This window comes from Citrobacter sp. U14242 (assembly GCF_046555775.1).
In the GTDB taxonomy this organism is placed as follows: domain Bacteria; phylum Pseudomonadota; class Gammaproteobacteria; order Enterobacterales; family Enterobacteriaceae; genus Citrobacter.
This window is the reverse complement of the sequence record NZ_JBKGLW010000007.1, coordinates 100,375-121,545: the sequence shown is the minus strand read 5'-3', so window position 1 is coordinate 121,545 and position 21,171 is coordinate 100,375. Positions and strand designations below refer to the sequence as shown.

The following is a 21,171-nucleotide window of genomic DNA, read 5'->3' as shown; positions in this document are numbered from 1 at the left end:
AAAAATCTCAGCAGTCATCAAGATGGTCTGCAGGGGCTATTCCCGCCAGAGAGAATGATATCCTCCACTCAGGCCTACAAAAATTCCTGGATCAGAGTATTCTCGTATTCATTGATATATTGGGATAATAATCAAAGAGCTAAGATGGACTCGACACCTCGCCCGCAAGAAATATTGAGAACCTGGCAACGTATAGAATTTTTTCAGCCTTATACGCTTGAAAGAAAAGATAAAAGCCTGCTTATTCCGCTAAAAAAACTCATTACATTAGGTGATACTTCACTTCCGTGGCATTCAGAGAAATTGCGCCAGCAATATGACATTCCACTCAAGGCATCATTTATTGTTCACGTGGGGCTATTCGAGAAAAGCATCGTCAGCAGTCTCAGTGAGGAGGTTCTTGGACCAAATGAGGATAATGACGACGAATGCGAACAGCGCCTGGATCAGGAAGGGACAACCTGTTTTGCTAAGATGCAGTTGAACGGAGAAGGGGTTCCCGCAAGAGATAAACTGTCGGTAAGTTCGCTACCCTGGGCGTTGGGCCATCTAAAAAAACGTCAATTCCACAAACTCGACTCATCAGTCTTCGCGGTCGATTGTATGCATCTTGCCGATACCTTCATTGATTTCTGCGTTACGTTAGAGCCCGTCAGGGAAAAAGGCCCTGGCGTATTGCGCGCGAGTGATATTCTCACGCTGCTCAACACTCATTTAACATCATGGGCGGACTTTGCACCAGAATGGCAATATGCCGTACAAATTGACTGGTTTAATAGCAACAGCGAGAGCCAGGACGCGGAACAAGAAGAAACTAGCGAAACGGAAGACCTCATAAGCGACAATGAAAAGGCACTAGTACTTCCCATTTTAAATAGCTTCTTTTTTGAGGATATTGAAGATGCAATGTCATCACTGGAAGACACTCGATGTCGAACACTCAATACTTACCTCACTCACCGTGTTCACAGAAACCCGGATCTCTATTCTCAGGAAGGACTAACAGCCATTATCGATAAGCTGCATCCGACCAAAATGCCTCTGGGACGTTGGCCTTCAGAGCCAGAGCACGCGATGTCATTAATGCAGCAGTTTGCAATTAATACGGCGGTAGAAGAGCTTGCTGAAGGTGGATTACTCTCCGTAAATGGGCCTCCGGGAACAGGAAAAACGACGTTGCTGCGTGATTTAGTTGCGCATAATGTCGTTGAACGAGCGAGAGTCCTTGCGGGCTTCAGCAATGTAGAAGATACGTTTACCCATGAAGGCTTTATCGTCCCGGAACTGACCGGTTTCGAAATGCTTGTGGCCTCATCCAATAATGCAGCCGTAGAAAATATCTCTAACGAATTACCGCAAAAGAAATCACTGGCCGAAGAATTTCGTTCTCTTGACTATTTGTCGCCGACCGCAAATCAAGTTGCAGCAAAATCCCTGCCCAAATCTGCGCATAAAAGAGATAAAGATGGAAAAGGAACTGAGCGTAATTACCATCTCTTTCGTCCTCTTGAGACAGAAAAACAGTGTTGGGGATTAATTTCATCAGCTCTTGGAAGAAAAGCAAATCGTACAAAATTCGCCCAGAGATTGCTGTTTGATGAGCATTTTTTACGCGATACGTCAGTCGAAATGGCCAGACCGGACAACGAGAACTTTCTCAGCCTTTGGCGCTGGAAGTCTTGCCACAATAAACTCTCTTTCACCGCAGCAAAGCTGCATTTCATTCACTGCCTGAAAACAACAGAAGAACTGCAAAAACAGTTAGCAGAATTTGCCGGACTGCTGGCAAAAAAACCAGACTGTTCATCTGATGTTTTGTCTTCGGACTTGGCAAAAGCGGCAGTGCGATGTGAAGAACGGCTTAGCGCACTTAAGGAACTTGAAGCTGAGCGGGACGTAATTGAAAAACAGGTTCAGCATGCCAGGCAACAGCAAAAAATAGAGGAAGCCGATGCTCCTGGCCTGCTGACTCGTTTGCTCAATCGTAAAAAGGTACAGACTTACCAGACGTCATTACGTAACACACAACAGCATCTTTTAACGCTTAGCGCATCATTGATACAAAAAACACAGCACGTTGCTGAACAGCGTAAACAACTGAATGAGGCAGACGCCCAAAAACGCCGCTTACAGCAAGAAATAGACAGGATTGCCCAGCAGCACGAGGAAATAGAACAAAAATTGCAGGGCCTGAAGGATAAGTTTTCAGGAATAGCTCTACCTGATAGCCATAAATCCATCGATAATGCTGGCTTACAGCGCACTGCATTCTGGCAAAACGCTCAGATCAACCGCCAACGCTCACTGTTGTTTATGGCTGCGATGGATCTTCATCAAGCCTGGCTTTACGAGGCAATGGGGAGCGTTGATCGCTTTAGAGAAATGTTCCTTCTCCGCCTGAGGAACTTTTTAAATTCCCCTCATCTTGAGCCCAGGCCACTCCCCTGGTGGCAAACGTTATGCATGTTTGTCCCGGTACTCTCGACCACCTTTGCCTCAGTGGGACGTATGCTGCATGGCGTAAAAGGCGGTGAGCTTGGCTGGGTAATGATCGATGAAGCTGGTCAGGCATCACCTCAACAGGCCGTCGGCGCTATCTGGCGCGCCAGACGCGTACTCGTTGTGGGCGATCCGTTACAGATTGAGCCTGTATTCACCACCTCTCCATCACTGGTTAGACACCTTTGTCAGGACCTCTTACACGAGCATGCTGAAAAGTGGAATCCAGAAAAGCTCTCAGTCCAACAGGTTGCCGATCGCGTCAATCATTGGGGCTGCAAATTAGAGATGATGAACAATAACATCTGGATTGGTATCCCTTTATGGGTACATCGCCGTTGTATCGAACCCATGTTCAGTATTGCTAATAAACTGGCATACAATAACCGGATGATTCACGGACTTGATACAGACAAAATCTGCAGTCGCCTTGTCAATGGCGAACTTGAAAACCACTGGTTGGTTTCAAGAGGAGGTCTGGGAGACAAGCAGTACCGAGATAGTCACGGTCAAAGCCTGATTACCCTGCTGGACCGTCTACTCGTGGAAAATATAGAGCTGGGGTCTATTTACGTTATTACCCCATTCAAGGCTGTTAAATATGCGTTGTTGGAACTGATTGAACAAAGAGAGCTGGCCAGCTGGCAACAATACTCACCGCGACTAAAACATAAAGAAATTAAAGAGTGGCAAAAAAGCTGTGTTGGTACAGTCCATACATTTCAGGGGAAAGAAAACGACATCGTTATTTTTGTTCTCGGATGTGATGTACACAATCGCGGCGGCGCAGAATGGGCTTCGAGCAAACCTAATCTTCTGAACGTTGCCCTTACCCGGGCCAAAAAACACATTTTTGTTATTGGCGATCCTTTGGTATGGAAGACATTACCCGGATTTGAAAGTGTTGCACATACCTTACCGGAGAAAGCAGAGACAAATATCATTGTTAAACAGGTAAGCCTGGAGTGGCAGTGAGAGCCAAACCAAAAATAAAAGCCTGAGATTTTCCAATCTCAGGCTTTTTATCATATACGGCAGTAAGATTAGCGCGTCAAATCGTCAAAGAATTTCTTCACGCCGTCGAAGAAACTTTTTGAACGCGGGCTGTTTTGTTCACCCGTTGGACCACCAAAGCTGTCCTGCAGATCTTTCAGCAGTTGTTTCTGCTTGTCGTTGAGACCCACCGGGGTTTCAACAACCACACGGCACAGCAGATCGCCCTGTGCACCGCCGCGAACAGATTTAACGCCTTTACCACGCATACGGAACAGTTTGCCGGTCTGCGTTTCACCCGGAATTTTTAACTTCACGCGGCCGTCCAGCGTCGGGACTTCAATCTCGCCGCCCAGGGCTGCCATCGCAAAGTTAATCGGCACTTCACAGTACAGGTTATTGCCTTCACGTTCGAAGATGGGGTGCTGTTTCACCTGCACCTGAACATACAAATCACCTGCCGGCGCGCCATGCTCACCCGCTTCACCTTCACCCGCTAAGCGGATGCGGTCACCGGTATCAACACCTGCCGGGATCTTAACGGACAGCGTTTTGCTTTTCTCTACGCGACCATGACCGTGGCATTTGTTGCACGGATCTTTGATCAGCGTACCGCGGCCCTGACAGTGTGGACAGGTCTGCTGTACGGCGAAAAAGCCCTGACGCATCTGCACCTGACCAGAACCATGACAGGTTGGACAAGTCTGCGGCTGAGTGCCTGACTTCGCACCGCTACCGTGGCAAACGTCACACTCTTCCAGCGTAGGAATACGGATCTCTTTGGTGACGCCACGCACGGCTTCTTCCAGAGTGAGATCCATGTTGTAACGTAAATCAGCACCACGTGAGGCGCGCTGACGACCACGACCGCCGCCAAAAATATCGCCAAACACGTCACCAAAGATATCGCTGAAGTCAGCCCCGCCGCCAAAACCGCCGCCGCCGCCCATACCGCCTTGCTCAAATGCAGCATGGCCGTACTGATCGTAAGCCGCACGTTTTTGCGCATCAGTCAGGATCTCATAGGCTTCTTTGATCTCTTTGAATTTTGCTTCGGCCTCTTTATCACCCTGGTTGCGGTCCGGGTGAAATTTCATGGCCAGGCGCTTGTAGGCCTTTTTGATTTCACGCTCTTCCGCTGTTTTGGAAACGCCCAAAATCTCGTAATAGTCTTGCTTAGCCATCTCTTTTTATCTGCCCTTAACATGCATGAACGGGCGGAGAGGAAACCTCTTCGCCCGTGTCAGTAATTACCCAATCAAAGGGCGATTATTTTTTGTCTTTCACTTCTTCAAACTCAGCGTCGACAACGTCGTCATCTTTCGCGTTGTTTGCAGAAGCATCAGCGCCTGCTGCACCCGCTTGCTGCTGTGCGTGTTGCTGCTGAGCGATTTCCATCAGCTTCTGGGAAACCTGCGCCAGTGCCTGCATTTTCGCTTCGATATCCGCTTTGTCTTCGCCTTTCAGAGAAGCTTCCAGCGCGGTCAATGCAGACTCGATGGCAGTTTTGTCGTCAGCTGGCAGTTTATCGCCGGCTTCTTCAACCTGCTTACGCGTGCTGTGCAGCAGATGGTCGCCCTGGTTGCGAGTCTGAACCAGTTCTTCGAACTTACGGTCAGATTCCGCGTTCGCTTCTGCTTCGCGAACCATTTTCTGAATTTCTTCTTCGTTCAGACCAGAAGAAGCCTTGATGGTGATCTTCTGCTCTTTACCGCTGTTTTTATCTTTCGCGGAAACGTGCAGGATACCGTCGGCATCGATGTCGAAGGTCACTTCGATCTGCGGCATACCGCGCGGTGCCGGGCTGATACCATCCAGGTTAAACTGACCCAGATCTTTGTTATCAGCAGCACGTTTACGTTCACCCTGCAGCACGTGGATGGTTACCGCAGACTGGTTGTCTTCAGCGGTAGAGAACACCTGGCTGTGCTTGGTCGGGATGGTGGTGTTTTTCGCGATCAGTGCGGTCATCACGCCGCCCATGGTTTCGATACCCAGAGACAGCGGGGTAACGTCCAGCAGCAGTACGTCTTTCACATCACCGGTCAATACACCACCCTGAACAGCAGCACCGATTGCCACAGCTTCGTCCGGGTTAACGTCTTTACGTGGTTCTTTACCGAAGAACTCAGCAACTTTCTTCTGAACCATTGGCATACGAGTCTGACCACCAACCAGGATTACATCCTGAACGTCAGAAACAGACAGACCAGCATCCTGCAGAGCAACTTTCAGCGGCTCGATAGAACGGTTCACCAGGTCTTCTACCAGGCTTTCCAGTTTCGCACGGGTCACTTTGATGTTCATGTGTTTCGGACCAGTCGCGTCTGCAGTAATGTACGGCAGGTTCACGTCGGTCTGCTGAGCGGAAGACAGCTCAATCTTCGCTTTCTCAGCGGCTTCTTTCAGGCGCTGCATCGCCAGCGGGTCGTTACGCAGGTCAATGCCCTGATCTTTCTTAAATTCGTCAACCAGATAGTTGATCATACGGCTGTCGAAGTCTTCGCCACCCAGGTGGGTATCACCGTTGGTTGCCAGAACTTCGAAGGTTTTTTCGCCGTCAACTTCATCAATTTCGATAATAGAGATATCGAAAGTACCACCACCGAGGTCATAGACCGCGATAGTACGGTTGCCGACTTCTTTATCCAGACCGTAGGCCAGTGCTGCTGCGGTTGGTTCGTTAATGATACGTTTTACTTCCAGACCTGCAATACGGCCAGCGTCTTTGGTTGCCTGACGCTGAGCATCGTTAAAGTATGCAGGAACGGTGATAACGGCTTCAGTTACCGGTTCACCCAGGTAATCTTCAGCGGTTTTCTTCATTTTTTTCAGCACTTCAGCAGAAATCTGCGGCGGTGCCATTTTCTGACCTTTTACATCAATCCATGCATCACCGTTGTCAGCACCGATGATTTTGTACGGCATGATGGCTTCATCACGCTGTACTTCTTCGTCCTGGAAGCGGCGGCCAATCAGGCGTTTAATCGCAAACAGGGTGTTTTGCGGGTTTGTCACTGCCTGACGTTTAGCCGGCTGACCAACCAGAGTTTCACCATCCTGGGTATAAGCAATGATAGAAGGCGTGGTGCGATCGCCCTCGGCGTTCTCCAGCACACGTGCAGTAGTGCCATCCATAATCGCTACACAAGAGTTGGTAGTACCCAGGTCGATACCAATAATTTTACCCATCTAAACGTCTCCACTAAAAATTCGGTCATCATGTGGTTGTGAATCTGTAATAAGGGCGAAACGTGCGGTTTCAACTACCCTGAATCGTTTTTTTTCAGACTCACCACTGCGGTTGTCTACAAGATGGGGTCGTAACCCACGTCATCAAGGGGGGCATGAAAATTTTTTTTAGCGTCGTGGCAATAAAATGAGGGAAAAACGGGTGAAACGTGCAATTGTGAATAATCACCACTCAAAACTCATTCATAAATCCAATAATAAAAAATCAGTTATTCATCAAAAAATTGCAATAAAAAGAAAAGATTACAGGAATGAATCGTTTTTCTGGCAGCGTTAAGATGGCGGCAACGAATACATTTTTGAATCCGTCAAAGAGAAACACCATGAAAGCCGCATTAACGCTTCCCGCCAGCCTGTTGGCGGGTCTTCTACTGAGCAGCGCCGCGCACGCTAATGATCATAAAGTTCTCGGTATGATTGCGATGCCCAGAAATGAAACCAACGATCTGGCACTAAAAATCCCCGTTTGTCGCGTAGTGAAGCGCATCCAGCTTACCGCTGACCGTGGCGATATTCACCTGAACGGCGCATCTGTTTATTTCAAAGCTGCACGCATGTCCAGTCAAAGCCTGAATGTCCCTTCATCTATTAAAGAGGGGCAGACCACCAATTGGATCAATATTAATAGCGACAACGACAACAAACGCTGTGTCTCCAAAATGACCTTCTCTGGTCAGTCGGTAAACTCGTCTGATATGGCGACGTTGAAAATCATTGGCGACGACTAATCCCTCCTGCATAAGTAGAGCTCAGTATGAATGTCACGTATTTGAATGACGACGATCTCGCTTTTCTCCAGCATTGTAGTGAGGAGCAACTCGCCGACATTACCCGTTTACTGACCCACAACGAAAAAGGGAAAGCCCGTCTGTCGAGCGTTCTGAGTCATAACGAATTGTTTAAATCGATGGAAGGACACCCGGAGCAGCACCGTCGCAACTGGCAATTAATCGCTGGCGAGCTTCAACATTACGGCGGTGACAGTATTGCCAACAAATTGCGCGGACACGGGAAATTATACCGGGCGATTTTGTTGGATGTCTCAAAGCGGCTAAAGCTCAAAGCCGATAAAGAGATGTCTACGTTCGAAATTGAACAATATCTGCTGGAACATTTTTTGCGAAATACCTGGCAAAAAATGGATGCTGAGCACAAGCAAGAATTTCTGCAGGCGGTCGATGCAAAAGTCTCCGGGCTGGAAGAACTGTTGCCGCTATTAATGAAAGATCGAAATCTGGCGAAAGGAGTGTCTCACCTGCTCTCCGGCCAGTTATCCCGGATTCTGCGTACGCACGCGGCTGTCAGCGTCATCGGACACGGACTCCTGCGCGGCGCAGGGACTGGAGGCCCAGTGGGTGCAGCCTTAAACGGAGTAAAAGCCGTGAGTGGAAGTGCCTATCGGGTCACCATTCCGGCCGTGCTGCAAATCGCCTGCCTGCGCCGAATAATCAACACCTCACAAGCGTGATGCTCGTCACAGGGGAAAATAATTCATTTTCCCCTTATTAGATCATAGACAGTCCTCTCTCCCCTGATTATCATGCCGCGCCCCGAAGGCTGTGATCGTTATTCGGGGAAACTATTTCACCATTCAATCAATGATGATTTTGAGGAATTATGGGCAACACTAAGTTGGCTAATCCGGCACCGCTGGGCCTGATGGGCTTTGGCATGACCACCATTCTGCTTAACCTGCACAACGCGGGTTTCTTCGCCTTTGATGTTATTATTCTGGCGATGGGAATTTTCTACGGCGGTATCGCGCAAATTTTTGCCGGCCTGCTGGAATATAAAAAAGGCAATACCTTTGGTTTAACCGCCTTTACCTCCTATGGCTCTTTCTGGCTGACACTGGTTGCGATCCTGATCATGCCGAAAATGGGCCTGGCAGATGCGACAAATGGTCAGTTCCTGGGCGTATACCTGGGCCTGTGGGGTGTGTTCACTCTGTTCATGTTCTTCGGAACATTGAAAGCCGCCCGTGCATTACAGTTTGTTTTCCTGAGCCTGACGGTGCTGTTCGCGCTGCTGGCTGTTGGCAACATAGTCGGTAACGAAGCCATTATCCACGTTGCAGGTTGGATTGGCTTGGTGTGTGGCGCAAGCGCCATTTACCTGGCGATGGGTGAAGTACTGAACGAACAGTTTGGTCGTACCATCCTGCCGATTGGTGAAGCACACTAATCGACGTTATCCCCCCTTTCGGGGGGATATTCCTTACAAGCGCTGTAGCTCCCCCTGTACGCTCGCATCACAATGATAAATATCCTGTCGCAGCCAAATCCCCAGACCTAATCCCACCAGCGATAACGCCAGCACGTACCAGGCCGGAGCCATTGGCGACACGCTCATTAACATTGTTACCGCAATCGGCGTAAGACCACCAAAAATGGCATAGGAAACGTTGTAGGAAAAGGAGATGCCGGTAAAGCGCACTTCTGCTGGAAACGCCCGCACCATGACATAAGGCACCGCCCCTACCACACCAACACACAACCCCACCAGCCCGTACAACAGGAAGAGATACTCAGGGTGGCTGCCGGTCAGGTGATAGAAGAACCAACTGGAACAGGCCAACAGCAGGCTACCGATAATAAAGGTCTTGCTGGCACCAACCCTGTCGACAATAAATCCGGCCAGCAGACACCCGATACACAGCATAATGGTGGCGACACTGTTCGCCTGTAACGTCAGTGCGGGGGCAAATCCATACTGTTTCTGCAACCAGACAGGCGACATCAGAATGACCACCACAATCCCGGCCGATAACAACCAGGTCAGCAGCATTGAAATGACCACGGCCTTTTTATGTTTACTGACTACCGACTTCACCGGCAGTTCCTGCGCCAACGCCTTACGTTGCTGCATTTCAAGGAAGACCGGTGTTTCCTGCAGCCAACGACGCAAATACATCGCCACCAGCCCAAACGCCCCGCCCAACAGGAAAGGGATACGCCAGCCATAGTCATGCACGGCCTGCTGCGTTAACGTGGTATTCACCAGCGTCGCAACCACCGAACCTAACAAAATCCCCACTGTCAGCCCGGCAGTCAGCGTTCCGCACGCGATGCCGATGCGACGTTCCGGTACATGTTCAGCCACAAATACCCACGCGCCCGGAACTTCGCCACCAATGGCTGCGCCCTGCAAAATACGCATCAGGAGCAGCAACAGCGGAGCCAGGATCCCCATTGAGGCGTAAGTGGGTAGCAAACCAATTGCCAGTGTCGGTATTGCCATCAGCAAGATGCTCAGGGTAAACATTTTCTTACGCCCGACCAGATCGCCAAAGTGCGCCATGATGATGCCGCCCAGCGGACGCGCCAGATAGCCCGCGGCAAAAATACCGAAGGTTTGCACCTGACGTAGCCATTCCGGGATGTCTGCGGGGAAAAAGAGTTCACCAACGACGGCGGCAAAGAAGACAAAAATAATGAAATCATAAAACTCCAACGCCCCACCGAGGGCAGCAAGTGTTAGGGTTTTATAATCCTGGCGATTCAGCGGTCGAGAATGTTGTGACATAGCAAACCATGAGTCAGTGGAGTCATTGAACGTTTTGGCGATATGTGTAAATCAAAAATTACTATATCGTAAACAATTCAATACTCCACCGTGTTTGCCATTTATATCACGAATAGACTACTTTCAGCCTTTTGTATCGCGCATTGCGCTTTTAGGGCGAAAAGATGCTACGACAGCGGGCGCAGTTTCCACATACGGTCCATCCAGCAACTGTATACAATACGGTACACTCGCAAAGATACCCGGCACGATAACCTTACCGTCAGCATCTTTTACGCCTTCGAGCGTTTCTTTGATCGATTTCGGCTGCCCTGGCAGATTCAGGATCAGCGCCTGCTTGCGAATGACCCCAACCTGACGGGAAAGGATAGCCGTCGGTACAAAGTGCAAACTAATCTGGCGCATTTGCTCACCAAACCCAGGCATTTGGCGGTCGGCAATAGCCAGCGTTGCATCAGGTGTCACATCGCGGCGTGCCGGGCCGGTACCGCCGGTGGTCAGCACCAGATGGCAGCTCATTTCATCAACCAGTTCGCATAACGTTTGCTCGATGATCGCCTGCTCATCCGGGATTAACCGCGTTTGCAGTTCAAAGGGGGTAGTCAGAGCCGATGCCAGCCACTCTTCAAGCGCAGGGATACCCTTATCCTGGTAAACGCCACTGGAGGCGCGATCGGAAATGGAAACCAGGCCAATGCGTAAAGTGTTCATGATTATTCCGTTTAAACAGTCTCGTTAAACAGAATGATACACTGCGAAGGGAAGGACAGACAGGTTTCAGAAGAGGTAGCGTGACCCATATCAGGGCCACGCCTTAATGATTACAGCAGATCGCCGATCATTTTTTCCAGTTTACCCTGGTCTACAGCAAACTTACGGATACCGTCCGCCAGTTTGTCTACAGCCATTGGATCCTGGTTGTGCTGCCACAGGAACTCCGCTTCAGTGATGCGTGCAGGGCGCGCTTTCACTTCGCCAGAGAAGGACAGTTTACGTTCGATAGCGCCTTCACTTTCCGCCAGCTCTTTCAGCAGCGCCGGAGCAATCGTCAGACGATCGCAGCCCGCCAGCTCAATGATTTCGCCGATGTTACGGAAGCTTGCGCCCATGACTACGGTTTCGTAACCGTGTTGTTTGTAGTACTCGTAAATTTCCGTTACGGAAACCACACCCGGATCTTCCGCCGGTGCGTACTCTTTCTTGTCAGTATTGGCTTTGTACCAGTCAAGAATACGGCCAACGAACGGAGAAATCAGGTATACGCCAGCTTCAGCACATGCACGCGCCTGCGCGAAGGAGAACAGCAGAGTCAGGTTACAGTTGATACCTTCTTTTTCCAGCTGCTCAGCGGCACGGATACCCTGCCAGGTAGAAGCCAGTTTGATCAGAATGCGATCGTTGCTGATGCCAGCATCGTTGTACAGTTTGATCAGACGTTTTGCTTTCGCGATAGACGCGTCGGTGTCGTAGGACAGGCGAGCATCAACTTCAGTAGAGATACGACCCGGGACCAGTTTCAGGATCTCCAGACCGATATTTACCGCCAGTTTGTCTGTCGCATCGACGATCTGCTGAGCACGATCGTCGCTCTGCTGCTTAGCCCATGCCACAGCGTCATCGATCAGCTTGCGGTATTCCGGGATCTGCGCTGCGTTAAGAATGAGAGAAGGGTTAGTTGTGGCATCCTGAGGCTGATACAGCTTCATTGCCGCGATGTCTCCGGTGTCGGCCACTACTGTGGTGAACTGACGAAGGGAGGTCAATTTGTCCGTCATGATAGCGATTCTCTTTAAACAGCTTGTTAGGGGGATGTAACCGATCTTCCCTGATGATAGCACGACGCACTCTCAGCGCAACCGCCGGGATTGTCCAACGCACTGCACATTCCCGATTACGCATCTTAAAGCTCCTGATGCGCAATTAAGGGTTATACCCATTGTTATGGTAAACTCCCGCAATCAATCTCCTGACAAGGTATATACTGTTCGATAATTGGTAGCGCTTACATGGGAATATTAGCGCGTACCGGCATCAACAAGAGGGATGTTAATGCCTGATTTTTTCTCGTTTATTAATGAAATACTCTGGGGATCGGTGATGATCTACCTCCTGCTTGGCGCAGGATGTTGGTTCACCTGGCGTACCGGGTTTGTTCAGTTTCGCTACATTCGCCATTTTGGCAAAAGTCTTAAAAACAGCCTCAGCCCGCAACCGGGTGGCTTAACCTCGTTTCAGGCATTGTGTACCAGCCTCGCTGCTCGTATTGGCAGCGGAAACCTCGCCGGTGTTGCCCTGGCGATCGCCGCGGGTGGCGCAGGGGCCGTCTTCTGGATGTGGGTCTCAGCGGTCATTGGCATGGCGACCTCCTTTGCCGAGTGCTCACTCGCGCAGCTGTATAAAGAACGCGATAGTAAGGGGCAGTACCGCGGCGGGCCAGCATGGTATATGGCGCGCGGTCTGGGTATGCGCTGGATGGGCGTACTCTTTGCCCTCTTTTTGCTCATCGCATACGGCCTGATTTTTAACAGCGTACAGGCAAACTCTGTCTCCCGCGCATTGGCATTTGCGTTCGACATCCCTCCCCTCGCATCCGGCATCGCTTTGGCGATACTGTCATTCCTGGTGATCATTGGCGGTATTAAAGGTGTTGCCCGTCTGATGCAATGGTTTGTGCCGATCATGGCGCTGCTGTGGGTCGCTTGCAGCATGACTATCTGTCTTTGGCATATCGGGCAGATCCCCGAGATCATCGTCAGCATAGTAAAAAGTGCTTTCGGGTGGCAGGAAGCTGCTGCCGGTGCTGCCGGTTATACGCTGAGTCAGGCCATTGCCAGCGGTTTTCAACGCGGTATGTTCTCTAATGAAGCGGGAATGGGCTCAGCACCTAACGCAGCAGCTTCAGCCGCCTCCTGGCCACCGCATCCCGCGGCGCAAGGCATTGTGCAAATGATCGGTGTATTAGGTGATACGCTGATTATCTGCACAGCCAGCGCAATGATTATTCTTCTGGCGGGGAATGGCACGACCTATATTCCAATGGAGGGCATCCAGTTGATGCAGAAGGCCATGGTCTCACTGACCGGCGAATGGGGGGCTGGGTTTGTCGCATTTATTGTGATTCTGTTTTCTTTCAGCTCTATCGTGGCCAACTACATTTATGCGGAAAACAACCTGGTCTTTTTGCGTCTGGACAATATCCGGGTTATCTGGCTGTTGCGCATTGCTACCGTCAGTACCGTGATCGCAGGCACCTTAGTCAGCTTCCCGCTGGTCTGGCAGCTCGCCGACATCATCATGGCCTGCATGGCGATAACGAACCTGACGGCGATTTTACTGCTCTCCCCGGTTGTTCATACCCTTGCCAGCGACTATCTGCGTCAGCGCAAACTCGGTGTGCGCCCGGAATTTGATCCGCGCCGTTATCCTGAGATCAGACAACAGCTTGCACCGGATACCTGGGATGAAACGCCGCGCAGCTAGCGCGGCAATCACAACCATCGATCAATTCTGTCGTTTTTTTTGCTAAAGTCGCAGTAAATCTCCTGCAAGGACTGGATATGCTGATTCTGATTTCACCTGCAAAAACGCTCGACTACCAAAGCCCGCTGGCTACCACACGCCATACGCTGCCTGAACTGCTGGACCACTCCCAGCAGTTAATCCATGTGGCGCGTCAACTCTCTGCGCCGCAGATCGGCAAACTGATGGGAATTAGCGATAAGCTGGCGGATCTGAACGCGACTCGTTTCCATGACTGGCAGCCAGACTTCACACCGGACAATGCGCGTCAGGCCATTCTGGCGTTCAAAGGTGACGTGTACACCGGATTACAGGCAGAAACCTTCAGCGAAGCGGATTTCGATTTCGCCCAGCAGCACTTACGCATGCTGTCCGGGCTGTATGGTGTTCTGCGCCCACTGGATTTGATGCAACCCTACCGTCTGGAGATGGGCATTCGTCTGGCCAATGCGAAGGGTAAAGACCTCTATCAGTTTTGGGGAGATACTATCACCGATAAGCTTAATGAAGCGCTGGAGGCACAAGGTGATAGCGTGGTGATTAACCTCGCCTCAGACGAGTATTTTAAATCCGTGAAGCCGAAAAAGCTGAACGCAGAACTGATCAAACCGGTATTCCTTGATGAGAAGAACGGCAAATTCAAAGTCATCAGCTTCTATGCCAAAAAAGCCCGCGGCCTGATGAGTCGCTACATTATTCAACATCGTCTGACGAAGCCTGAGCAATTGACTGAGTTTAACAGCGACGGCTATTTCTTTGATGAAGAGGCATCAGGAAATGGAGAACTGGTGTTTAAGCGTCACGAGCAATAATGCAGCACATGCCGGATAAGGATGCACCTTATCCGACAGCACAAACTTAATGGTGTCCGTTCGGTCCCGGACGGTGGTCGTCGCGGCGGTCGTCATGTCGATCGTTATGATGATCATCATAACGATTGTTGTGCGACTGTGGACGTGGTCCGTGAGGTTGCCAGCGATGATCCCGCCACTCATAGTGTTTACCCCACCAATCGTGATCGCGCCAGTTCCCACCATCCCAGTAGTTCCCCCGGCTGTCACGATCGCCAATCTGTAATTTGACCGCCGGTAACAGGGTAATTTCAGCCGCCTGCACAGCAATGGGAGCAACCAGCATCATAGAAAGCGCAAGAAGCACAGGTTTGAATTTTTTCATTGATGACTCCTTTTTATCATTGCCCTTATCGGGTCGATAAAAGGAGATTACGTGAAGGGAATAAACATTATTATTCTCCGCAATCCTAATCTCTAAGTTAGCGCATTTATTGGGAATTTCTCCTTTTTCGCTACCCATTTTCTCCTTATTTTCTCCATAAAAAAAGCCGGGTAAAACCCGACTCAGATTGTCAGCAAGCATCGCCTACCTGTTACCCGATAACAGGTGTCGTCGGCCCGGTAAGCAGAGCATCACCGGGCACAACAATTAACTGCGGGTCATCATTAACTGACGCAGCGCAGCAAAATCAGCAGGCAGATGGTGAGAAAGCAGCGGTAAATCTGCACGTTCAGCCAGCTCTTTTGGTAGATCCAGCGTAACATTCAGAATCTGTTCAACGCTTTCTTTAAATTTCGCCGGATGTGCGGTGCCAAGGAACAGGCCATATTCACCCGGATTCAACTGATCACGCAGTGCACGATACGCCACCGCAGCATGCGGCTCTGACGTGTAACCGATCTTCTGCAGCTCACGCATGGTGTCCTGCGTTGTTGCATCATCCACAGCGGCATAGCCCAACTCATTCAAGCGCCATATTTTACGGCGGAACAGTTCCTCCACACGCGGCCAGTTGTTTGGCTGGCTAACGTCCATGGCATTCGATAAGGTCGCCTGAGTCGCTTTCGGTGCCCACTCGCCTTCGGCAAGAAAACGTGGAACCGTATCGTTGACGTTAGTAGCCGCAATAAAACGCTTCACTGGCAAACCAAGTGATTTAGCCAGCAAACCCGCGGTCAGATCGCCAAAGTTACCGCTGGGAACAGAAATAACCAGTTGGTTACGCGCTTCCTGCGGCAGTTGAGCCACAGCTTCAAAGTAGTAGCAAATTTGCGCCAGCAGGCGGCTGATGTTGATGGAGTTAGCGGAATTCAGCCCCAAAGCCGCCTTCAGTTCTTCATCATCAAACGCTTGTTTCACCAGTGCCTGGCAGGCATCAAAGTCACCATCAATCGCGACGGTTTCAATATTGCCGCCCAGCGTACAGAACAGTTTTTCCTGCAATGGGCTGATCTTGCCATTTGGGTAGAGGATCACCACACGCACATTTTTCAGGCCATAAAAGGCATGTGCAACCGCCGCTCCGGTGTCTCCGGATGTCGCGGTCAGGATAGTCACCGGTGTGTCACCGCTGATGTGCGTTAGCATTTGCGCCATAAAGCGCCCGCCAAAGTCTTTAAACGCCAGTGTCGGACCATGGAACAACTCCAGACAGCCGACATCACCTTCGACCTGAGCGACCGGTGCCGGGAAGGCAAATGCCGCACGCACACGTTCTTCCAGGATCTCTTGTGGGATCTCTGTGCCAATAAATGCGGAAAGGATCTTAGCGCTACGGCTAACAAAATCCTGGTTCAGCATCTCATCCACTTCTGTCAGATTAAATTCCGGCAGATCGTGCGGAAAAAACAATCCCTGATTCTTGCCAAGCCCTTGCGTAACGGCCTGCGCAAAGCTGACCTGTTCGTTGTGATCTTTCAGATTATAGAGTTTCATTGATTATCCCAGTACCCGTGCGCCCGCCGTATCCAACCGGCAAATATGAACAAAGCCTTCCTGATTTTGCAGGTAATTTTTACCCAGCCAGTCTGCTACGCGCTGTGCCGTATCCGGCTTATCGCATAAGGCGAACAGCGTCGGCCCTGACCCGGAAATGCCGCTAGCCAGCGCGCCGATTTCCGCTACCGCCTGACGCGCCTGACTAAAGCCGGGCAGCAAGCGGGTACGGTATGGCTCAGCAATCACATCTTTCATCAGCTTCGCGGCAAGCCCCGGCTGACGGGAATAGCAGGCATGAATAAACCCAGCCAGATGCCGCCCGTGGGCAATACAGTCCTGACGACGATACTGTGCAGGTAAAATCGCCCGCGCTTCCGCCGTGGAAACTTTAATGCCTGGATACGCCAGTACCCACAGCCACTCATCAAAGCCTGGCACCTGCTGGCTGATAATGCCGTTTTCTTCGATCATTAACTGCATGCCGCCCAAAAAGCACGGAGCGACATTATCGTAGTGAATGCTGCCGGAGATACGCCCTTCCAGTTCGCCCATAATCGCCAACAGCCGCGTATCGTTGAGCGGTTTACCACAATATTCGTTCATCGCCACCAGTGCGGCCACAACGGAACAGGCACTGGAGCCTAACCCGGAACCAATCGGCATATTTTTTTCCAGCGTCATCGCCACCGGAACGGTTTTACCCAGTTCCTGACAGAAGCGCTCCCAGCACTGGTAGACAATATTTTCCCGCGGCTCTGATGGCAGCTTATTCGCAAAGCGCCCCAGGTTATTCAGGCTGAACTGGTCAGCCGCTTCAACCGAGACCACGTCACCCAACAGTGAACCATCCACGGGCGTGACCGCGGCGCCAAGCACATCAAACCCGACGCTCATATTGGCACTGGAAGCCGGGGCGTAAACTCTCACCATGTTAAACTCCTAACTTCCATGAAAGGGTGCGAAGAAGATCGGCAAATACACCTGCCGCCGTGACATCATTACCCGCACCATACCCACGCAACACCAGCGGTAATGGCTGATAATAATGACTGTAGAATGCCAGCGCGTTTTCGCCGTTTTTCACTTTAAACAGTGGATCGTTGCCATCCACTTCGGCGATTTTCACCCGACACACACCGTCTTCTTCGATATTGCCAACATAGCGCAATACCTTACCCTCATCACGGGCTTTCGCGACGCGAGCGGCAAACTCATCGTCCAGTTGCGACAAATTCGTCATAAACGCGGAAACATCACCAGAATCATCAAATGCTTCTGGCAGGACCGGCTCAATGACAATGTCTGAAAGCTCCAGTTCGCGACCCGTTTCACGGGCCAAAATCAGGAGTTTACGCGCCACATCCGTACCAGAAAGATCATCACGCGGATCGGGTTCAGTGTAACCCAACTCCCGTGCCAGCGTGGTGGCCTGCGAGAAGCTCATCCCTTCATCCAGTTTACCGAAAATAAACGACAGCGAACCGGAGAGGATACCGGAGAAACGCTGTAGCTCATCACCTGCGCTAAGCAGGTTTTGCAGGTTCTCAATAACCGGTAATCCTGCGCCAACGTTGGTGTCGTACAGGAATTTACGCCGGGATTTCGCGGCAGCGAAACGCAGCTGATGGTAGTAATCCATCGACGAGGTATTGGCTTTTTTGTTCGGGGTGACCACGTGGAAACCTTCACGCAGGAAATCGGCATATTGGTCTGCCACCGCCTGGCTTGACGTACAGTCGACGATCACCGGGTTAAGCAGATGGTATTCTTTTACCAGACGGATCAGACGGCCGAGGTTGAAAGGCTCTTTCGCGCACTCCAGTTCCGATTGCCAGTTTTCCAGATTCAGACCGTGAACATTCGTCAGTAAGGCCTTCGAATTCGCCACACCGCACACACGCAGATCGATATGTTTGCCCTTCAACCAGCTTTGCTGACGCTTGAGCTGCTCAAGCAGTGCGGAACCTACACCGCCAACGCCAATGACAAAGACTTCGATCACCTGGTCCGTATTGAACAACATCTGATGGGTCACACGCACACCCGTGGTTGCGTCGTCGTTATTGACGACCACCGAAATAGAGCGTTCAGACGATCCTTGCGCGATGGCCACGATATTGATGTTGGCGCGGGCCAGCGCGGCGAAGAATTTCGCCGAGATACCGCGCAGCGTGCGCATACCGTCACCAACCACTGAGATAATCGCCAGGCGTTCAGTCACCGCCAGTGGCTCCAGCAGCCCTTCTTTCAGCTCGAGGTAGAATTCATCCTGCATCGCCCGCTGCGCCCGTATGCAGTCGCCTTGTGGTACGCAGAAGCTGATGCTGTATTCTGAAGAAGACTGTGTGATCAGCACCACCGAGATACCGGCACGAGACATCGCCGCGAAAACGCGAGCCGCCATGCCTACCATGCCTTTCATCCCGGGTCCCGACACGCTGAACATCGCCATATTATTGAGGTTAGAAATACCTTTTACCGGCAAATCGTCCTCATCGCTGCTGGCACCGATCAGTGTACCTGGCGCTTGTGGGTTTCCGGTGTTTTTAATCAGACAAGGGATTTGGAACTGGGCAATCGGGGTAATGGTTCGCGGGTGTAATACTTTAGCGCCAAAGTAAGAAAGCTCCATCGCTTCCTGATAAGACATCGACTTCAACAGCCTGGCATCAGGAACCTGGCGTGGGTCACAGGTATATACGCCGTCAACATCGGTCCAGATCTCACAACAGTCTGCGCGTAAACAGGCAGCCAGCACAGCGGCAGAGTAGTCAGAGCCATTGCGCCCCAACACCACTAATTCACCTTTTTCATTCCCGGCAGTAAAGCCTGCCATCAAAATCATATGGTCTGCGGGAATACGGCTGGCTGCGATGCGACGCGTAGATTCGGTGATATCAACGGTAGATTCGAGGTAATGACCTACCGCCAGTAGTTTCTCAACCGGATCGATAACGGTAACGTGATGCCCGCGCGCTTCCAGCAGGCCTGCCATGATAGCGATCGACATTTTTTCGCCACGACAAATAAGCGCAGCGTTAATGCTGTCCGGGCACTGTCCCAGCAGGCTGATACCGTGCAGAACATGTTTAATTTGGGCAAATTCTTGTTCAACGAAGGCTTTCAGCTGCGTCAGCGGGAAGCCCGGCTGCGCGGCGGCAAGACCAACCAAAAGCTCTGAGAAAATACGTTCGGCGTCACTGATATTGGCTAAAGCGTCCTGACCACCGATGGTCTTCTCAATCATCGCCACCAAATGGTTGGTAATTTTTGCGGGGGCAGAAAGAACCGTCGCGACCTGCCCCTGCCTGGCATTGCTTTCCAGAATATCGGCAACTCGCAGAAAGCGCTCTGCATTTGCCACTGATGTACCGCCGAACTTCAACACTCGCATGGTTTACCTCGTTGCCTTTGGTCGAAAAAAAAGCCCGCACTGTTTAGGTGCGGGCTTTTTCTTGTGTTTCCTGTACGCGTCAGCCCGCACCGTTACCTGTGGTAATGGTGATGGTTGTTGTAATGGTGATGCTGATGCGTTTCATGATGTTGTGTGCTCTGTAATTATGTACCCAAAATAATTCGCGTTGCCGGTAAGCAAATGCAGCTAACGTACATGCAACTCGAAGTATGACGGGTTATCTGGCTGTGCTGTATTCTTTTAGGGTTAAAGTATCTGCTGACCTAAGTCAATAAATTTTTAAATTGATCACATTCCGAAACTTGTTCACGAGCGACTGCTTGCCCTTTTATTTTCAACCAATACAGTATGCACACCCCACTTGAAGTTAGAATTAAACACTAAAAAACAAACAGAATAAGACATTTTATTTTGTAATATTTTTTTCGATATCATGTAAAAAACGGTGCAACATTGCGGTATCTCGCTGTCCTAACAACCCCATCCGCTGCTGTAGCCAATCCGTGAGCTTGATATCATCCGCAACGTCCAGCGTGGCTAATAATTGCAAAACCCTGGCACGTAACGCCTGCAACTGAAGCTCATCCGTCACCTCAATGTTTTTTGCCGGTTGTTGTATTAAACCTGCTAATTGATAGCAATACACCATCACCGCCTGCCCCAAATTCAGTGAAGGATAGTCAGCCACCATCGGTACGCCAGTTAGCACATCCGCTAGCGCTAATTCTTCGTTTGTCAGCCCCGAATCTTCACGACCGAACACCAACGCGGCGTGATCCATCCACGTTGATTTTTCCTGCAACAGGGGAACCAGCTCGACCGGAGTGGCGTAATAATGGAACTTCGCGCGGCTACGAGCCGTGGTGGCGATGGTAAAATCAACGTCGTGCAACGCATCGGCTAACGTTGGAAAAACGTTAATATTATCAATAATGTCGCCTGAACCATGTGCCACCCATCGCGTCGCAGGCTCCAGATGAGCCTCGCTATCAACGATCCGCAATTGTGTGAATCCCATGGTTTTCATAGCACGAGCTGCCGCGCCAATATTTTCGGCTCTGGCTGGAGCAACCAGAATAATTGTTAAATGCATTTTGATACTCTTTTTGACCGGTCTGCAGATAATTATGTGATGCGCATCAACATATTACGCAGCGCGAATTTACATATTTTTAACAGAAATCACTGAAAAAGCATTTCACATTCAGTAAAAAATGCTAAACTATTTCCTGTCT

17 protein-coding genes and 1 other annotated feature are annotated in these 21,171 nt (G+C 50.6%); of the genes, 6 read left to right on the top strand and 11 right to left on the bottom strand.

The genetic code is table 11. The features are described 5' to 3' along the window. Positions 1-144 precede the first annotated feature (144 nt). Positions 145-3,474 carry an AAA domain-containing protein gene (locus ACLJXE_RS13245; RefSeq protein ID WP_410751108.1) on the top strand — a complete coding sequence of 1,110 codons (3,330 nt, stop codon included), beginning with the start codon at positions 145-147 and terminating at the stop codon, positions 3,472-3,474. A 68-nt stretch (positions 3,475-3,542) separates the two neighbouring features. Here ACLJXE_RS13245 and dnaJ read toward each other — a convergent pair whose 3' ends face one another. Both dnaJ and dnaK read right to left on the bottom strand, forming a co-directional pair. Further along, a complete protein-coding gene (dnaJ, locus tag ACLJXE_RS13240; protein ID WP_271457035.1) occupies positions 3,543-4,676 on the bottom strand; it encodes a molecular chaperone DnaJ in 1,134 nt (377 codons plus the stop codon). Between the two features lie 85 nt (positions 4,677-4,761). Further along, a complete protein-coding gene (dnaK, locus tag ACLJXE_RS13235) occupies positions 4,762-6,684 on the bottom strand; it encodes a molecular chaperone DnaK (protein ID WP_286630704.1) in 1,923 nt (640 codons plus the stop codon). Between the two features lie 383 nt (positions 6,685-7,067). Here dnaK and ACLJXE_RS13230 point away from each other — a divergent pair, with 383 nt between their 5' ends. The 3 genes from ACLJXE_RS13230 (at position 7,068) to satP (ending at position 8,928) form a co-directional block, all read left to right on the top strand. After that, on the top strand, positions 7,068-7,472 hold the full coding sequence (locus tag ACLJXE_RS13230) for a DUF2541 family protein (protein ID WP_410751107.1): 405 nt from the start codon (positions 7,068-7,070) through the stop codon (positions 7,470-7,472). Positions 7,473-7,498: 26 nt separating this feature from the next. Next, the gene (msyB, locus tag ACLJXE_RS13225) at positions 7,499-8,212 is read left to right on the top strand and encodes an acidic protein MsyB (RefSeq protein WP_410751106.1); all 714 of its coding nucleotides are present in this window, start codon (positions 7,499-7,501) and stop codon (positions 8,210-8,212) included. Positions 8,213-8,361: 149 nt separating this feature from the next. Beyond that, positions 8,362-8,928 carry an acetate uptake transporter gene (gene satP, locus ACLJXE_RS13220; protein ID WP_271449370.1) on the top strand — a complete coding sequence of 189 codons (567 nt, stop codon included), beginning with the start codon at positions 8,362-8,364 and terminating at the stop codon, positions 8,926-8,928. 33 nt (positions 8,929-8,961) lie between these two features. Here the strand turns inward: satP and ACLJXE_RS13215 are convergent, their stop codons facing one another. The 3 genes from ACLJXE_RS13215 to tal all read right to left on the bottom strand — a co-directional run bounded on the left by ACLJXE_RS13215 (position 8,962) and on the right by tal (position 12,044). Further along, positions 8,962-10,269 carry an MFS transporter gene (locus tag ACLJXE_RS13215; protein WP_410751105.1) on the bottom strand — a complete coding sequence of 436 codons (1,308 nt, stop codon included), beginning with the start codon at positions 10,267-10,269 and terminating at the stop codon, positions 8,962-8,964. A gap of 123 nt (positions 10,270-10,392) precedes the next feature. After that, positions 10,393-10,980: a molybdopterin adenylyltransferase gene (gene mog / locus ACLJXE_RS13210; RefSeq protein ID WP_410751104.1), complete on the bottom strand. Its 588-nt coding sequence runs from the start codon at positions 10,978-10,980 to the stop codon at positions 10,393-10,395. Positions 10,981-11,090: 110 nt separating this feature from the next. Beyond that, positions 11,091-12,044: a transaldolase gene (gene tal, locus ACLJXE_RS13205; RefSeq protein ID WP_137383782.1), complete on the bottom strand. Its 954-nt coding sequence runs from the start codon at positions 12,042-12,044 to the stop codon at positions 11,091-11,093. A 274-nt stretch (positions 12,045-12,318) separates the two neighbouring features. On the opposite strand from tal, the gene ACLJXE_RS13200 reads away from it, so the two are divergent. Next, the gene (locus ACLJXE_RS13200; protein WP_410751103.1) at positions 12,319-13,749 is read left to right on the top strand and encodes an alanine/glycine:cation symporter family protein; all 1,431 of its coding nucleotides are present in this window, start codon (positions 12,319-12,321) and stop codon (positions 13,747-13,749) included. 77 nt (positions 13,750-13,826) lie between these two features. Continuing rightward, positions 13,827-14,600: a peroxide stress protein YaaA gene (gene yaaA, locus ACLJXE_RS13195; protein ID WP_286630697.1), complete on the top strand. Its 774-nt coding sequence runs from the start codon at positions 13,827-13,829 to the stop codon at positions 14,598-14,600. Between the two features lie 46 nt (positions 14,601-14,646). Here yaaA and ACLJXE_RS13190 read toward each other — a convergent pair whose 3' ends face one another. From ACLJXE_RS13190 to ACLJXE_RS13165, 6 genes are all read right to left on the bottom strand, one after another. Continuing rightward, entirely contained in the window at positions 14,647-14,964 is a 318-nt protein-coding gene (locus ACLJXE_RS13190) for a DUF2502 domain-containing protein (RefSeq protein WP_410751102.1), read from the bottom strand. Between the two features lie 267 nt (positions 14,965-15,231). Beyond that, positions 15,232-16,518, bottom strand: a complete 1,287-nt coding sequence (gene thrC, locus ACLJXE_RS13185; RefSeq protein ID WP_410751101.1) for a threonine synthase — start codon at positions 16,516-16,518, stop codon at positions 15,232-15,234. Positions 16,519-16,521: 3 nt separating this feature from the next. Beyond that, the gene (gene thrB / locus ACLJXE_RS13180; protein WP_410751100.1) at positions 16,522-17,451 is read right to left on the bottom strand and encodes a homoserine kinase; all 930 of its coding nucleotides are present in this window, start codon (positions 17,449-17,451) and stop codon (positions 16,522-16,524) included. Position 17,452: 1 nt separating this feature from the next. Beyond that, the gene (thrA, locus tag ACLJXE_RS13175) at positions 17,453-19,915 is read right to left on the bottom strand and encodes a bifunctional aspartate kinase/homoserine dehydrogenase I (RefSeq protein ID WP_286630693.1); all 2,463 of its coding nucleotides are present in this window, start codon (positions 19,913-19,915) and stop codon (positions 17,453-17,455) included. Positions 19,916-19,938: 23 nt separating this feature from the next. Beyond that, positions 19,939-20,065, bottom strand: a sequence feature (Thr leader region). Next, positions 19,995-20,060, bottom strand: coding sequence for a thr operon leader peptide (thrL, locus tag ACLJXE_RS13170; protein WP_032337689.1), 66 nt, complete (start codon positions 20,058-20,060; stop codon positions 19,995-19,997). (Overlaps the previous feature by 66 nt.) Before the next feature lie 277 nt (positions 20,066-20,342). Next, positions 20,343-21,029 carry a tRNA/rRNA methyltransferase gene (locus ACLJXE_RS13165; RefSeq protein ID WP_410751099.1) on the bottom strand — a complete coding sequence of 229 codons (687 nt, stop codon included), beginning with the start codon at positions 21,027-21,029 and terminating at the stop codon, positions 20,343-20,345. Between the last annotated feature and the right edge of the window lie 142 nt (positions 21,030-21,171).

Bases quoted from the DNA above. Each gene is read 5' to 3' on its own strand.
- ACLJXE_RS13245 (WP_410751108.1), top strand. From the start codon at position 145: ATGGACTCGACACCTCGCCCGCAAGAAATATTGAGAACCTGGCAACGT.
- dnaJ (WP_271457035.1), bottom strand. From the start codon at position 4,676: ATGGCTAAGCAAGACTATTACGAGATTTTGGGCGTTTCCAAAACAGCG.
- dnaK (WP_286630704.1), bottom strand. From the start codon at position 6,684: ATGGGTAAAATTATTGGTATCGACCTGGGTACTACCAACTCTTGTGTA.
- ACLJXE_RS13230 (WP_410751107.1), top strand. From the start codon at position 7,068: ATGAAAGCCGCATTAACGCTTCCCGCCAGCCTGTTGGCGGGTCTTCTA.
- msyB (WP_410751106.1), top strand. From the start codon at position 7,499: ATGAATGTCACGTATTTGAATGACGACGATCTCGCTTTTCTCCAGCAT.
- satP (WP_271449370.1), top strand. From the start codon at position 8,362: ATGGGCAACACTAAGTTGGCTAATCCGGCACCGCTGGGCCTGATGGGC.
- ACLJXE_RS13215 (WP_410751105.1), bottom strand. From the start codon at position 10,269: ATGTCACAACATTCTCGACCGCTGAATCGCCAGGATTATAAAACCCTA.
- mog (WP_410751104.1), bottom strand. From the start codon at position 10,980: ATGAACACTTTACGCATTGGCCTGGTTTCCATTTCCGATCGCGCCTCC.
- tal (WP_137383782.1), bottom strand. From the start codon at position 12,044: ATGACGGACAAATTGACCTCCCTTCGTCAGTTCACCACAGTAGTGGCC.
- ACLJXE_RS13200 (WP_410751103.1), top strand. From the start codon at position 12,319: ATGCCTGATTTTTTCTCGTTTATTAATGAAATACTCTGGGGATCGGTG.
- yaaA (WP_286630697.1), top strand. From the start codon at position 13,827: ATGCTGATTCTGATTTCACCTGCAAAAACGCTCGACTACCAAAGCCCG.
- ACLJXE_RS13190 (WP_410751102.1), bottom strand. From the start codon at position 14,964: ATGAAAAAATTCAAACCTGTGCTTCTTGCGCTTTCTATGATGCTGGTT.
- thrC (WP_410751101.1), bottom strand. From the start codon at position 16,518: ATGAAACTCTATAATCTGAAAGATCACAACGAACAGGTCAGCTTTGCG.
- thrB (WP_410751100.1), bottom strand. From the start codon at position 17,451: ATGGTGAGAGTTTACGCCCCGGCTTCCAGTGCCAATATGAGCGTCGGG.
- thrA (WP_286630693.1), bottom strand. From the start codon at position 19,915: ATGCGAGTGTTGAAGTTCGGCGGTACATCAGTGGCAAATGCAGAGCGC.
- ACLJXE_RS13165 (WP_410751099.1), bottom strand. From the start codon at position 21,029: ATGCATTTAACAATTATTCTGGTTGCTCCAGCCAGAGCCGAAAATATT.